Annotated in this window: 14 protein-coding genes; 5 read left to right on the forward strand and 9 right to left on the reverse strand. The window is 71.6% G+C overall.

Going from position 1 to position 14,243, the window contains the following annotated elements; genetic code table 11:
* The 7 genes from CLT68_RS00880 to CLT68_RS00910 all read right to left on the reverse strand — a co-directional run bounded on the left by CLT68_RS00880 (position 1) and on the right by CLT68_RS00910 (position 6,473).
* Positions 1-798 (reverse strand): alpha/beta hydrolase, encoded by a 798-nt coding sequence (locus tag CLT68_RS00880; protein WP_099848156.1) that lies wholly within the window; start codon positions 796-798, stop codon positions 1-3.
* 134 nt (positions 799-932) lie between these two features.
* The gene (locus CLT68_RS00885; protein ID WP_307847214.1) at positions 933-1,256 is read right to left on the reverse strand and encodes a hypothetical protein; all 324 of its coding nucleotides are present in this window, start codon (positions 1,254-1,256) and stop codon (positions 933-935) included.
* A gap of 64 nt (positions 1,257-1,320) precedes the next feature.
* Positions 1,321-2,388, reverse strand: a complete 1,068-nt coding sequence (locus CLT68_RS00890; protein WP_099848158.1) for a hypothetical protein — start codon at positions 2,386-2,388, stop codon at positions 1,321-1,323.
* The gene (locus CLT68_RS00895) at positions 2,385-2,879 is read right to left on the reverse strand and encodes a SigE family RNA polymerase sigma factor (RefSeq protein ID WP_099848160.1); all 495 of its coding nucleotides are present in this window, start codon (positions 2,877-2,879) and stop codon (positions 2,385-2,387) included. The genes CLT68_RS00890 and CLT68_RS00895 overlap by 4 nt, the downstream gene beginning before the upstream one ends.
* Positions 2,880-2,919: 40 nt before the next feature.
* A complete protein-coding gene (locus tag CLT68_RS00900; protein WP_099848162.1) occupies positions 2,920-4,710 on the reverse strand; it encodes a 3-hydroxybutyryl-CoA dehydrogenase in 1,791 nt (596 codons plus the stop codon).
* A gap of 159 nt (positions 4,711-4,869) precedes the next feature.
* Complete coding sequence (locus tag CLT68_RS00905; protein ID WP_486482045.1) at positions 4,870-5,940, reverse strand: alpha/beta fold hydrolase; 1,071 nt, start codon at positions 5,938-5,940, stop codon at positions 4,870-4,872.
* 116 nt (positions 5,941-6,056) lie between these two features.
* Positions 6,057-6,473, reverse strand: a complete 417-nt coding sequence (locus CLT68_RS00910; RefSeq protein ID WP_088949895.1) for an FHA domain-containing protein — start codon at positions 6,471-6,473, stop codon at positions 6,057-6,059.
* Between the two features lie 256 nt (positions 6,474-6,729).
* On the opposite strand from CLT68_RS00910, the gene CLT68_RS00915 reads away from it, so the two are divergent.
* The gene (locus tag CLT68_RS00915; RefSeq protein ID WP_099848165.1) at positions 6,730-8,226 is read left to right on the forward strand and encodes an aldehyde dehydrogenase family protein; all 1,497 of its coding nucleotides are present in this window, start codon (positions 6,730-6,732) and stop codon (positions 8,224-8,226) included.
* Positions 8,227-8,305: 79 nt separating this feature from the next.
* A complete protein-coding gene (locus tag CLT68_RS00920; protein WP_099848167.1) occupies positions 8,306-8,965 on the forward strand; it encodes a class I SAM-dependent methyltransferase in 660 nt (219 codons plus the stop codon).
* Between the two features lie 30 nt (positions 8,966-8,995).
* Here the strand turns inward: CLT68_RS00920 and nucS are convergent, their stop codons facing one another.
* The gene (gene nucS / locus CLT68_RS00925) at positions 8,996-9,655 is read right to left on the reverse strand and encodes an endonuclease NucS (RefSeq protein ID WP_088951983.1); all 660 of its coding nucleotides are present in this window, start codon (positions 9,653-9,655) and stop codon (positions 8,996-8,998) included.
* A gap of 71 nt (positions 9,656-9,726) precedes the next feature.
* Here nucS and CLT68_RS00930 point away from each other — a divergent pair, with 71 nt between their 5' ends.
* Positions 9,727-10,344 carry a DUF4126 domain-containing protein gene (locus CLT68_RS00930; RefSeq protein ID WP_099848169.1) on the forward strand — a complete coding sequence of 206 codons (618 nt, stop codon included), beginning with the start codon at positions 9,727-9,729 and terminating at the stop codon, positions 10,342-10,344.
* 15 nt (positions 10,345-10,359) lie between these two features.
* On the opposite strand, the gene CLT68_RS00935 is transcribed toward CLT68_RS00930, so the two are convergent.
* Positions 10,360-12,366, reverse strand: coding sequence for a protein meaA (locus tag CLT68_RS00935; protein WP_099848171.1), 2,007 nt, complete (start codon positions 12,364-12,366; stop codon positions 10,360-10,362).
* 151 nt (positions 12,367-12,517) lie between these two features.
* On the opposite strand from CLT68_RS00935, the gene CLT68_RS00940 reads away from it, so the two are divergent.
* On the forward strand, positions 12,518-13,369 hold the full coding sequence (locus CLT68_RS00940; RefSeq protein WP_099848173.1) for an ABC transporter ATP-binding protein: 852 nt from the start codon (positions 12,518-12,520) through the stop codon (positions 13,367-13,369).
* Positions 13,366-14,211, forward strand: coding sequence for an ABC transporter permease (locus CLT68_RS00945; protein ID WP_099848174.1), 846 nt, complete (start codon positions 13,366-13,368; stop codon positions 14,209-14,211). Before CLT68_RS00940 ends, CLT68_RS00945 begins: the two co-directional genes overlap by 4 nt.
* The last annotated feature ends 32 nt before the right edge of the window (positions 14,212-14,243 follow it).

The raw sequence follows: 14,243 nt of genomic DNA on the forward strand, positions 1-14,243 counted from the left end.
TCAGTCGCCCGGCTGCGGCACGGGCGTGTCCGCGAACGAGGCCACCGTCCGGTCGGCGTACGCGCTGACGTCGCCGGCCTCCATCGGGCCGTCCCAGGTCGTCGGGAGCGGCACCTCGACGGCCGGGTTGACCCGCCGGACGATCTCGTCGAGCACCGTCTCCGCGTCGCCCACCCAGAGGTGCTTGGCGCCCGGGACGCCGACCACCTCGGCCTGCGGCACCGCAGCGAACCGCTCCCGAGCCTCGGCCGGGCGCAGGTAGTCGTCGAACTCCGGCACCAGCGCCGTCAAGGGTCGCCCCGAGGCGGCCCAGGTGGCCAGGTCCTCCGGGGCCGAGAAGCGCAGCGGCGGGGAGAGCAGGATCGCACCGGCGATCGCCGGGTCGCAGCCGTACTTCAACGCCAGGTCGGTGCCGAACGACCAGCCGACGAGCCAGATGTTGGGCAACTCGGCGAACTCCGCGTACTCGATGGCGGCGGCAACGTCGTACCGCTCCCCCACCGCGCCGTCGAACGCACCCTCGCTGGTGCCGCGCATGCTGCTGGTGCCCCGGGTGTTGAACCGCAGCACGGCCAGGTCGGCCAGCGCGGGCAGCCGCCAGGCCGCCTTGCGGAACACGTGGCTGTCCATCATCCCGCCGTGCGTGGGCAGCGGGTGCAGGCAGACCAGGGTGGCCACCGGCGGCCGGTCGGCCGGCAGTGCCAACTCGCCGACCAGCCGCAGACCATCGGCGGTGTGCAGCTCGATGTCCTCCCGGCGGCCGGGCAGGATCGACGACGCGCGGATCGCTGTGCTCACCGCCCAAGTCTGGCGCGAAGTCGCCGCCACCGCCCGCCCAGGCGGTAACAGGGTGATCCAGGTCGCTCAGCCGTGGCGCGAGGCGCCCCGGACAGGTCGCTCAGCCGTGGCGCGAGGCGGCCCCGGGCAGCCGCTCAGTAGCGCGGGGCGCCCCGGCCGCGCTGCACCGCCGGGCCGCGTCGCTCCCGGGCACGCCAGCAACCGCTGTGCCAGTGCCGCCGGTCGGTCAGATCACCCAGACCGTCTGCCGGCCAGGCCACCAGGTGCGCCACCCCGGGTGGGATCTCCTGGTTACAGCCGGGGCAACGGTACGTCTTGACCGACGCGCCCGCCCCGATGCCGCGCACCTGCCAGGCGCCGTCGGTCCACTGCTGCACCGAGGCGACACCCTGCCGGACGCGGTCGGCGTCCAGGTTGGCGTTCTCGTCCCGGCGAGGGCGATTGCGACGGGGGCTCACAGTCACCAAGCGTACGGTCCGTCGGACGGGACGACCTCGCGGCCAGCCCGCCCGACGGTTGACGTCACTCCCAGCTCTGCGGCTGGGTCGGGTCCTCGGAGAACTTCACGTCCGCCAGCAGGGCCGTCGCCTCCGCCTCGGTGAAGATGCTCGCGGGTCTTTCGCCATCCCAGGGCCAGCCGAAGTCGGCGATCACCCTCGTTCGGGGGATGCCTACCAGCTCCAACCTCGTCCCCTTCGCGGAGAGCAACGCGGGTCGGCCCCCGATGGTCCGATCCGCCTCGGTGTAGGTGCCCACCGTGCTCGCGTACCGGTACTCCACCGACATGTTCTCCATCGCGGTCCGCTGGAGGCCGAACCGGGCGGTGACCATTCTCGGGTACGAGTCGATGTCGACCTCGCAGTTGGTGACCTTCGCGCCTTCGGGCAGGGCACCGAGCCGCAGCGGCCCGGCGCATCGTCGGGCCTCTTTCCAGCGCAGGGCCTCGACCGCCTGATTCAGAACGGCACGGTCCCCGTGCAGCATGACGGCACGGGCGTACAGGCCCGGCGCGGGCTGCCACAACTTGACCAGCCCACGGGCCATGCCGCTGACCGGGCGGATCGCGCCGTCGAAGATCGGGCGTCCCAACTCCGTCACCTCGAACGACGTGCCGTCGATGTTGACGCTGCTGTTCAGCTCGGACGACCTGCCCACGTCGATGCGTACCTCTTCGCTGCCCGCCACGCTGAGCCGTACCGTCTCGACCTGATCTCGGATCACCTCCCAGCCGAGGTAGCGGGCCCGGGCCGGGTCGAGGCCGAAGTGCAGGACCTGCGGATCGGCGCCGACCAGCGCCGGGTCACCGGCGGCCCCGGGCACCCCGGTGGCGCGGGGGGGCACCGGGGTGGCACCGGTCGACGTGGTGGCGGTCCAGGGCAGGCGGCCGGTCAACCCGTCGAGGCCCGTCCCGGTCACTCCCACGATGCCGAGTGCGCCGACCAGGGACAACGCGGTCCCTGCGGCGACCCGGCGGTGGAGTTGGCGGCGGCGACCCCGAGCGTGGGAAGCCCGCAACAGCCGGTCGGCGTCCACGGCGCCCTCGGCACGGTCCCGCAGGGTTTGGACGATCCGCTCGTCGAGGTCTGTCACGGTCGGCTCCCGTTCGTGGCCGGGGCACCGCAGCGCTCCCGGAGGTTGGCGAGCGCCCGCATCGCGTGGGTGCGGACGGTGACCGGCGAGCAGTCCAGGATCTGGGCGATCGTCGCGTCGTCGAGGTCCTCGTAGAAGCGCAGCACCAGCACCGCCCGCTGACGGTCGGGCAGGCCGAGGATCAGGCGCCACATCTCGTCCCGGTCGGCCGCCTCACGGCCGAGGTCGCCACGCTGCGCCCGGTCGGCGAAGGTGTCGACGACCAGCTCACGGTTGGACCGGCGACGCCACCAGGAGTTGTTGGCGTTGACCAGCATCCGACGTACGTACACGTCGGGCCGGTCGGCCCGCGAGATCTTGCGCCAGTGCACGTACGCCCGGGACAGCACCTCCTGGGTGAGGTCCTCGGCCCGGTGCTCGTCACCGGTCAGCAGCCGCGCCAGCCGGATCAGGGCCGGGCCGCGGCTGCCGACGTACTCCTCGAAGGTCACATCCCTCAGACGCGGCCGGGCCCCTCCGGCGTTGACCCCGTCAGCGGTGCGAGTGGTCGCGGAAGCCGCGGCGGGTCTTGCGGCCCAGGTAGCCGGCGGTGACCAGGTGCTCCAGCAGCGGCGCGGGTGCGAAGCCCGGCTCGCGCAGCTCCAGGTACAGCTCGCGCTGGATCGCCAGCGACACGTCCAGCCCGACCACGTCGAGCAGTTCGAACGGGCCCATCGGGTAGCCGCAGCCCAGCTTCATGGCGTGGTCGATGTCGTCGGCCGTCGAGTAGCTGGCCTCCAGCATCTTCACCGCGTCGTTCAGGTAGGGGAAGAGCAGCGCGTTGACGATGAACCCGGACCGGTCGCCGCAGACCACGCCGGTCTTGCCGAGGACGGCGCAGACCGCGCGGGCGGTGGCGGTGGCCTCCGGGGAGGTGCGGATGGTGCGGACCACCTCGACCAGCGGCATGACCGGCGCCGGGTTGAAGAAGTGCAGCCCCACGACGTCGGCCGGCCGATGGGTGGCCATCGCCACGTCGATGACCGGCAGCGAGGAGGTGGTGGTGGCCAGCACGACGCCCGGCTTGCAGATCTCGTCGAGGCTCGCGAAGAGGGCCTTCTTGACGCTCAGCTCCTCGACCACCGCCTCGACCACCAGGTCGACGTCGGCGAGGTGGTCGAGCGTGGCGGACCAGCTGATCCGGCCGAGCGCGGCGTCCCGGTCGGCCTCGGCGAGCTTGCCCCGCACCACGCCCTTGTTCAGCGAGGTCTTCACGGCCTCGCAGACCTTCGCGGACTTCTCCATGCCGCGGGTCACCGAGACGACCTCGTAGCCGGCCTTGGCGAAGACCTCGATGATCCCGGTGGCCATCGTCCCGGAGCCCACCACGCCGACCTTCGTGATGGCCCGCGCGCCGTCGGCGACCGCGGCCTCCGTGGCCAGCGGCGTCGCCTCGTCCGGTACGACCACCGGCGAACCGGGCCGCTCGTAGGTGTAGAAGCCCCGACCCGACTTCCGGCCGAGCAGCCCCGCCGTGACCATCTGCTTGAGCAGCGGCACCGGGGCGTGCCGGCGGTCCCGCCCGCCGCGCCGGTACATGGTGTCCAGGATCTCGTACGCGGTGTCCAGGCCGATCAGGTCCATCAGCGCCAGCGGGCCCATCGGCAGGCCGCAGCCGAGCTTCATCGCGGCGTCGATGTCCTCCCGGGTCGCGTAGTGCGCCTCGAACATGCCGACCGCGTGGTTGAGGTAGCCGAACAGCAGCGCGTTGGCGATGAAACCGGCCCGGTCGTTGATGGTGACGTCGACCTTGCCGAGCCGGGCGCACAGCGCCTCGACGTCGGCGACCACCTCGGGCGAGGTGACGACAGTGCGGACCACCTCGACCAGCTTCATCACCGGCGCGGGGTTGAAGAAGTGGATGCCGATCACCTGGTTGGGCCGGCTGGTGGCCACCGAGATCTCGGTGACGCTCAACGAGGAGGTGTTGGTGGCGAGGATGGTCTCCGGCCGGCAGACCCGGTCCAGCTCCGCGAAGATCCGCTGCTTGAGGTCCAGGTGCTCGGGCACCGCCTCGATGACCAGGTCGACGGAGTGCAGCGCGTCCAGCCCGACCGCGAAGTGCACCCGCTCGTGCAGGGCGTCGCGGTCGGCGGCGGCGAGCTTGCCCTTGGCGACGGCACGGTCGGTGGAACCGGCGAGGGTGGCCCGGCCGCGCTCCAGCGCCGGCTCGGAGATCTCGACGGCCACCACGTCGATGCCGTTACGGGCGAAGACCTCGACGATGCCGGCACCCATGGTGCCCAGCCCCACCACGCCAACGGTGCTGAAATCGCGCGCCACGACCGGCCTCCCCAGAGACTCCGCACGGCCACTGAACGGCCGCTAAGGTTATGCGCGCGAGTCTGCCACGTGACGCTGGGTTGTCGAGACGCCGTGGGATATTTCACCCACGCCGCCGCAGGGCGCAGGGACGCGGCGGGCCTGGTGCTCAGACCGCCGTCAGGCGGTGGGCACGGCGGTCAGGGCGAGCAGCTCCGCGACGAACTCCGCCGGGCGCTCCAGGTGCGGGCTGTGACCACAGCCGGGCAGGACCACCTCGTGGTACGCGCCGCCGGCCGCCGCGTACCGCTCCAGCACCGCCCGGGTCTGGCCGACCATCGGCTGCGGTGGGCAGGCGTCCTCGCCCGGCCAGCCGGGCACGAGACCCAGCGAGCCCAGGTACGCCAGGTCGAACAGCGAGGTGTCCGAGACGATGACGTCGGCGTCGCCGCGTACCCAGGTGACCGGGGGCTTCTCGGCGACGGCCACCAGCTCGTCGGCGAGCCGGAAGAAGGTCGGCGCGAGGGCGTTGAGCACGCCGCGCTCCCCCGGTGCGGTGCCCGGCCAGTTCTCCGAGGGCACCGCCGTGCCCGGGTAGTTGTCGTCCCCGGTGGCGGTGGAGAGCACGGTGTCCAGCAGCAGATCCTCGTCCTCGACCAGCGAGGCGGGATCGGCCACGTAGGTGGCTCGCAGCACGGCACGCGGGCTGGCCGGCGCGTCCGCGCTGCGGTCACCGGCGGCGAGCCGGGCGACGAAGTCCGGGTTGGCCGTGCCGGCGCCGGTGCCGGCGAAGTCGGGGGTGGTCGGCGTGCCGGTCAGGTCACGGGTGCCGCCGAAGCCGTACGGGGAGACCGGCGCCGCGAGCAGCAACGCGCCCACCCGGTGCGGATGGTCGACCAGCAGTCGCATCGCCACCCCGCCACCGAGGGAGTGCCCGACCACCACCGGGCGGGCGTCGGCACCGAAGAGCGTCGGGTCGTCCAGCAGGGCCGCCACGTCGTCGGCGAAGTCGCGCAGGCCCCGGGTGGCGTCCACCGGTGCCGTCTCGGAGTCGCCGTACCCCCGCAGGTCGGGGGCGACCACCCGCAGCGTCGGCGGCAGCCGCCGCACCAGCGGCTCCCAGAACAGCGCTGACGAGCAGTTGCCGTGGATCAGCAGCACCGTCGTGCCGTCCGGCGGGCCAGCCACCCGGACCGCCTGGGTGATGCCGTTAGCCGTCACGGTCCGCTGCTCGGTCTCCATCCGCGGCATGCTGCCACGCGGGCCCCCGCCGGTCCAGGTGTCCGGCAGACGCCTGGGGCGCGCACCGGGTGTGGGCCGCACTCAGCACTCGACGTGTGCCGAGTGAGGGAAGGGGCCCTCCCGTCTCAGCGACGGCCGCTCGGCGGCGCGGCCAACGGCAGCGGCAGCGTCGGTCGGACGTCCCGCCGCGACGGCCCGAAGCTGAGCCCCACCGGGTCGGTGAGCGCCACACCGGGATCGAACAGGCGCAGCTCGGTCCGGCCGAGCCGGATCACGTCGCCGTCGGAGAGCAGCTCGACCTCGCTGATCCGTCGGTCGTTGAGCCAGGTGCCGTTGGTGGAGCCCAGGTCCCGCAGGGACGGCCCCTCCGGGGTCAGCCACACCTCGGCGTGCCGACGACTCAGATGCGGGTCGGCGATGACCACGTGGCCGGTCGGTGCCCGACCGATCACCTGCGGCTCGCCCCGCAGTCGAAAGCTCGCACCGCGCATCGGCCCACCCGCGACCGTCAACAGCGGCATCAGTTCCGGATGTTCCTCCATGGAAAGTCAGCCCTCCACCCCACACCGTCACTCCGCGCGTCAGCCTGCCATCAGACGGTAATCGTCAATACCGACCGGCCGGTCAGCCTCTCGTCACCTCCCGGCCACCTGCCGTTCGACGATTCGGGCGGACCGCACCGGCCATCGCTGCCCTGACCTGCACTGATCAACGATCGGTCGGGGTGGAGCGACTCCCGTCCCGCCGCCTCGGATCGGGGACCTACCAGCGAGTAGTTTTCGGGTCTAGACTTCCGTCATGACGGCTGTGCATGTCCCGGGGACCCCGGTCATCGAGGCGGGCCGGTTGATTTCGACCAGCCCGGCCACCGGCATCGAGGCCGGTCGCCTCCCGATCGCCACCGACGACGAGGTGCGACAGGCCGTCGACCGCGCCCGGGCCGCCGGCGAGTGGTGGGCAGGGCTCGGCTTCACCGGCCGCCGCGACCGGCTGCTGCGGTGGCGCGCGCTGCTCGCCAAGCGGATCGAGCAGTTGGCCGAGCTGGTGCACATCGAGGGCGGCAAGCCGGTCGCCGACGCGATCGTCGAGATCGTCACCGCGATCGAGCACATCGACTGGGCCGCCCGCAACGCCGGCCGCGTGCTCGGCCCACGCCGGGTGCGGTCCCGGCTCATCCTCGCCGAGTTCTCCGGTCACCTCGAATACCAGCCGCACGGCGTGGTCGGCGTGATCGGGCCGTGGAACTATCCCGTCTTCACGCCGATCGGCTCCGCCGCGTACGCGCTGGCCGCCGGCAACGCCGTGGTGCTCAAGCCCAGCGAATACACGCCCGCCGTCGGCCAGTGGCTGGTGGACAGCTTCGCCGAGGTGGTGCCCGAGCACCCGGTGTTCACCGCCGTGCACGGGATGGGCGACGTCGGTGCCGCCCTGTGCCGCTCCGGGGTCGACAAGGTGGCCTTCACCGGCTCCACCGTGACCGCCCGCAAGGTGATGGCCGAGTGCGCCGAGACGCTGACCCCGGTGCTGATCGAGGCCGGCGGCAAGGACGCCATGATCGTCGACAGCGACGCCGACCTGGACGCCGCCGCGGAGGCCTGTGTCTGGGGCGGCATGACCAACGCGGGCCAGACCTGCATCGGCATCGAGCGGGTCTACGCCGTCGACTCGGTCTTCGACGCCTTCGTCGACAAGGTGGTGGCCCGCGCCGGTCAGCTGACCGTCGGGCCGGAGGGCACCGACATCGGCCCGATCACCATGCCCCGGCAGATCGACGTGATCCGCCGGCACATCGACGCCGCGATCGACTCCGGCGGGCGCGCCGTGCTCGGTGGCCCGAGCGCTGTGCAACCGCCGTACGTCCACCCGACCGTGCTCGTGGACGTGCCGGAGGAGTCGGCCGCCATCCAGGAGGAGACCTTCGGGCCCACGTTGACCATCAGCCGGGTCCGCGACGCCGACGAGGCCGTCACCCGTGCCAACGCCCTGCCGTACGGCCTGGGCGGCTCGGTCTTCGGCCGACGGCGCGCGGTGGCCATCGCCCGGCGGCTGCGCTCCGGAATGGCCTCGGTCAACTCCACCCTGACCTTCGCCGGCATGTCCACCCTGCCGTTCGGCGGGGTGGGCGACTCCGGCTTCGGGCGGATCCACGGGGAGGACGGGCTGCGCGAGTTCGGTCGGGCCAAGGCGATCACCCGGCGTCGTGCCCGGTCACTGCTGCCGTCGATGACCTTCGAACGGACGCCGACCGACGTGGCCCGGCTCGTCAAGGCGATCAAGGTGATGTACGGAAGGTGAGTGTCAGATAGCCGATCTTCAAAGAAGATCGGCGAATCGACATGTGTGTACGGGTGGTTACGGCGGTACATTGCGTTAAATGGGCCCCAATCGATTGCGCTACCGCCTTGTCGACAGTGACCAGTCGTGGAGCGCCCGGCGACGTCGGCACCGTTCGGACTGGCTGGCGCGCACCTTCCCCGACATCGGCGACATGCACGTGGTCGATCTCGGCGGCCGGCTCGGCACCTGGCACCGCGCCACCGTCCGGCCGGCCCGGGTGACAGTCGTCAACCTGGAAAAACCCCCGGCCGTCGTGCCGGAGTGGGCCCACGTCGAGCAGGCCGACGCCTGCGATCTCCCTGCGCGCCTCACCGGGGGCAGCTTCGACATGGTTTTCTCGAACTCGGTGCTGGAGCACGTGGGCGGGCACGAACGTCGGTTGCGCTTCGCTGCCGCCGTCCGCTCACTGGCCGACCGGCACTGGGTGCAGACGCCCTACCGCTACTTCCCCATCGAGCCACACTGGATCGCGCCGGGCATGCAGTTCCTACCGGTGCGGCTGCGCACCGCGTTCGCCCAGCGGTGGCCGTTGGGGCACAAGCCGACCCGCAGCCATGACGCCGCCATCCACCAGGTGCTCTGGACCGAGCTGCTGGACCGCTCGCAGATGCGCCACTACTTCCCGGACTCGGCCATGCTGGTCGAGCGGGTGTTCGGCCTGCCCAAGTCGCTGATCTCGGTGCGCACCGGGAGCTGAGCCGCTCAGACCTACCTGGAGCTGAGCCGCTCAGAACAGCGTCAGCTCGTCCTTCTCAATGCCCCGCAGCTTGTCGTAGTTCACGACCACACACCGGATGCCCCGGTCGGTGGCGAGGACCCGGGCCTGCGGCTTGATCTCCTGCGCCGCGAAGACCCCGACAACCGGGCTGAGCAGCGGGTCACGGTTCATCAACTCGAGGTACCGGGTCAACTGCTCCACCCCGTCGATGTCGCCACGACGCTTGACCTCGACGGCGACCGAACCGGAGTTGGCGTCCCGGCACAGCAGGTCGACCGGGCCGATCGCGGTCATGTACTCGCGGCGGACCAGCGTGAACCCCTCACCCAACGCGCTGGGGTTGGCGGCCAGCAACTCCTGGAGGTGCGCCTCCACCCCGTCCTTGCGCAGGCCGGGGTCGACACCCAGCTCGTACGAGGTGTCCTGGAAGATCTCCTCCAGGGTGATCCGCAACTCCTCGCCAGCCTTGTTGACCACCCGCCACACACCGGGGGCCTCCTCCAGCCGACATGGCGGGCTCATCCAGTTCAACGGCTTGTACGCCCGGTCGTCGGCATGAATCGACACCGACCCGTCCGCCTTCACCATCAGCAACCGGGTGGCCAGCGGCAGGTGAGCCGAGAGCCGTCCGACATAGTCCACCGAGCACTTCGCAATGACCAACCGCACCCGACGAGGGTAGCCGAGCACCCCCCGGTCGCCAGCGAGCGGCACTGGCGCGTCGATGCCATGCTGAGACCGTGTTCGAAGTCCTCACCGGCACCGGCCTCGCCGCCTCAGCGGGCCTGAACGCCTACATACCCCTGCTCATCCTCGGTCTCCTCGGCCGTTACACCGACCTGATCGACCTGCCCAGCGGCTGGACCTGGCTCGGCAACGGCTGGGTCATCCTCATCATGGCGGTGCTGCTCGCCGTCGAGATGGTGGCGGACAAGGTGCCCGTGGTCGACCACATCAACGACATGGTGCAGACCGTGGTCCGGCCCACCGCCGGTGGCCTGGCCTTCGGTGCCGGTTCCTCGTCGGAGACCGTGACGGTCAGCGACCCGGAGACCTTCTTCTCGACCCACCAGTGGGTGCCGGTCGTCACCGGCGTGCTGCTGGCACTGGGCGTGCACCTGCTCAAGTCCGCGGCACGACCCGTCATCAACGCGACCACCGCCGGGTTCGGCGCCCCGGTCGCCAGCACCGCCGAGGACGCCACCAGCGTGGTGGTCTCCCTGGTGGCGATCATCCTGCCGGTGCTGGTGCTGGCTTTCCTGCTGGGCCTGGTGGCCTTCATCTTCTGGTTCTTCCGCCGACGCTCCGAACGCCGCCGGGAACGCGACGCGGCCCGCGCCGCCGGCTTCCGCGTCTGACGCCTGATCGACGGGTCAGGGCAGGTCGTTGGCGCGGCGGATGACGGTGACCAGGTCGTCGATGATGCCGGTGAGGGCGAAGTCCTTCGGGGTGAAGACCCGGGCCACCCCGGCGGCCCGGAGCGTGTCCGCGTCGCCGGCGGGGATGATGCCGCCCACCACCACCGGCAGGTCCGCCCGGCCGGCGGCGCGCAGCCCGTCGAGCACCGCCGGCACGGCGGCCAGGTGCGACCCGGAGAGCACGGACAGCCCGACCAGGTCGACGTCCTCCTCGACGGCGGCGGCGACGATCTGCCCCGCCGTCAGCCGGATGCCCTGGTAGACGACCTCGAACCCGGCGTCGCGGGCGCGTACAGCGATCTGCTCGGCGCCGTTGGAGTGCCCGTCCAGGCCGGGTTTGCCCACCAGCAGCCGCAGCCGGCCGCTGCCCAGCTCGCGGGCGGTGGCGGCGACCCGCTCGCGGACGGCGGCCAGGCCGGGGTCGCCGCCGCTGCCGGTGGCGCCGGCCAGGCCGGTCGGTGCGCGGTACTCGCCGAAGACCTGGCGCAGCGCGCCGGACCACTCGCCGGTGGTCACCCCGGCCCGCACGCACTCCAGGGTGGCCGGCATCAGGTTGGTGGTGGTCGCGGCGTCCGCGCGGAGCCGGGCGAGGGCCGCGTCGACGGCGGCCGTGTCCCGGTCAGCCCGCCACCGGCGTACGCCCTCGGTGGCGGCCGCCTCGACCGCGGGGTCGACCTGCTCGACGGCTTCCGCGCCGGCGGCGGTCAGCGGGGAGGATTCGGTTTCGGTGTACCGGTTGACCCCGACCACCACGTCGGCACCGGACTCCATCCGCCTGCGGCGTTCGGCCAGCGACCCGACCAGCGCGCTCTTGAGGTAGCCGGTCTCCACGGCGGCGACCACGCCGCCCAGCTCCAGCACCTTGTCCAGCTCGACCCGCGCGCCGGTGACGATCTCGTCGACCAGCGCGGTCATCACGTGCGAGCCGGCGAAGAGGTCGGGATATTCGAGCAGATCCGACTCGTACGCCAGGACCTGCTGCATCCGCAACGACCACTGCTGGTCCCACGGGCGGGGCAGGCCGAGCGCCTCGTTCCAGGCGGGCAGCTGCACCGCGCGGGCCCGGGCGTCGCGAGACATCGTCACGCCGAGCATCTCCAGCACGATGCGCTGGATGTTGTTCTCCGGCTGCGCCTCGGTGAGGCCCAGCGAGTTGACCTGCACCCCGTAGCGGAACCGGCGTTGTCTGGCCTCGGTGACCCCGTACCGGTCCCGGGTGATCTCGTCCCAGAGCACGCCGAACGCGCGCATCTTGGCGATCTCCTCGACGAAACGCACCCCGGCGTTGACGAAGAACGAGATCCGCTGGACCACGTCGCCCATCCGCTCGGCAGGCACCTGGCCGGAGTCACGGACCGCGTCGAGGACGGCGACCGCGGTGGCCAGCGCGAAGCCGACCTCCTGCACGGGCGTGGCTCCGGCCTCCTGGAGGTGGTACGAGCAGATGTTGACCGGGTTCCACCGGGGCATCTCCCGCAGCGTGTACGCCACCACGTCGGCGGTGAGCCGCAGGGACGCCGCTGGCGGGAAGATGTACGTGCCCCGGGACAGGTACTCCTTGATGATGTCGTTCTGGGTGGTGCCCGAGCAGCGGGCCAGCTCGGCGCCCTGCTCCGTCGCCACCGTGCCGTAGAGAGCGAGCAGCCACATCGCCGGGGCGTTGATGGTCATCGAGGTGTTCGTGTCGGCGAGCGGGATGCCGTCGAAGAGCGCCCGCATGTCGCCGAGGTGCGCCACCGGCACGCCGACCCGGCCGACCTCGCCGGTGGCCAGTTCGTGGTCCGGGTCGTACCCGGTCTGGGTGGGCAGGTCGAAGGCCACCGACAGGCCGGTCTGCCCCTTCGCCAGGTTGCGGCGGAAGAGGGCGTTGCTCGCGGTCGCCGACGAGTGGCCGGCGTAGGTCCGCATCACCCACGGGCGGTCCCGTTCGGGCAGCCGTCCCGGAAATGCCGTCTCGTCCATGGCCGGAGTTTAAGTTACCGCCCAGTAAAAGGGGCTGTGGAAAACCACACAGGTCCATGTCGGGGACATCCGGGTGCGAAGCACCCGCAGTGGCGCGCACCGCCACACCCCGGGCACCGGGCCAGCAGGGTCAGGACGCACACTGGACGGCATGGATGACGAGCTGGCCATCTCCGTCCGAGGGCTGCGCAAGGCGTACGGCGACAACGTGGCGGTGGCGGGCGTGGATCTCGACGTGCGCCGGGGTGAGGTGTTCGCGTTGCTCGGCCCGAACGGCGCCGGCAAGACCACCACGGTGGAGATCCTGGAGGGCTACCGGCACCGGGATGCCGGCGAGGTCTTCGTGCTCGGCGCGGACCCGGCCCACCCGGACGCCGACTGGCGCTCCCGTGTCGGCATCGTGCTCCAGGGCACCGGCGAGTTCGACGAGCTGACCGTGGCCGAGGTGATCCGGCACTTCTCCGGCTTCTACCCCGACGCCGACGACCCGGACAAGGTGATCGAGCGGGTCGGGTTGGGCGCCAAGGCGAAGGCCCGCACGCACACCCTCTCCGGCGGGCAGAAGCGCCGCCTGGACGTGGCGCTGGGCATCATCGGTCGCCCCGAGTTGCTCTTCCTCGACGAGCCGACCACCGGCTTCGACCCGGAGGCCCGCCGCGAGTTCTGGGAGCTGATCCGCGACCTCGCTGCGGCCGGCACCACCATCGTGCTGACCACGCACTACCTGGACGAGGCGGAGGCGCTCGCCGACCGGGTCGGTGTGATCGCCGGTGGCCGGCTGGTCGAGGTGGCCGCCCCGAACCGGCTGGGCAATCGGCAGGAGGCCCTGGCCACGGTCTCCTGGCGTACCCCGGACGGGACACTGGAGAGCGCGCAGAGCGCGACGCCGACGGCCCTCGTGGCCGACCTGGCCGCGCGCCACGGCGGCGAGGTCCCCGGCCTCACGGTGACCCGGCCGACCCTGGAGGACGTCTACCTCACGATGATCGGACACGCGCGATGACCACCACGACAAGGCCGGCGACGCCGGTCACCGCGACCCGCAGCCGTCGTGCCGGCGCCGGCGCGCTCGCGCTGCGCCAGGGCCGACTGGAGATCACCCAGTTCCTGCGCAGTCGGGAGTCAGTGGTGTTCACCATGGGCTTCCCGATCATCATGATCCTGATCTTCGCGTCGATCTTCAGCGGGGAGATCGGTGGCGGGGTCAAGTACACCCAGTACTTCATCACCGGCATGATCGCGACCGGCCTGATGACGGTGAGCTTCCAGAACCTGGGCATCTGGATCCCGATCGAGCGGGACCGGGGGGTGCTCAAGCGCTACCGGGGCACGCCGATGCCGAAGTGGGTCTGGTTCGCCGGCAAGGTGATCATGGTGGTGGCGATCGGCATCGCCGAGACCGCGCTGCTGCTGGCCGTCGCGGTGGCGCTGTTCGATCTCGACCTGCCGGGCACCGCCGGGAAGTGGTTGACCTTCGGCTGGGTCTCCGGGCTCGGGGTGACCGCCTGCACCCTGTGCGGCATCGCCATCTCGTCGCTGGCCCGCACCGCCCGCAGCGGCTCGGCGGTGGTCACCCCGGTCGCCCTGGTGCTCCAGTTCATCTCCGGGGTGTTCTTCGTCTTCACCGACCTGCCCACCTGGATGCAGCAGGTGGCGGCGCTGTTCCCGCTCAAGTGGATGTGCCAGGGGCTGCGGTCGGTCTTCCTGCCCGACGGCTTCGGCGCCCAGGAACCGGGCGGCTCGTTCGAGCTGGGCCGGGTCGCGCTGGTGCTGGCCCTGTGGTGCGTGATCGGCGTGGTGCTCTGCATGACCACCTTCCGCTGGACCACCAAGCGCGACGGCTGACGCGGAGAAAGGGGGCGGACGCTGTGCGTCCG

The organism is Micromonospora sp. CNZ299, assembly GCF_002754415.1.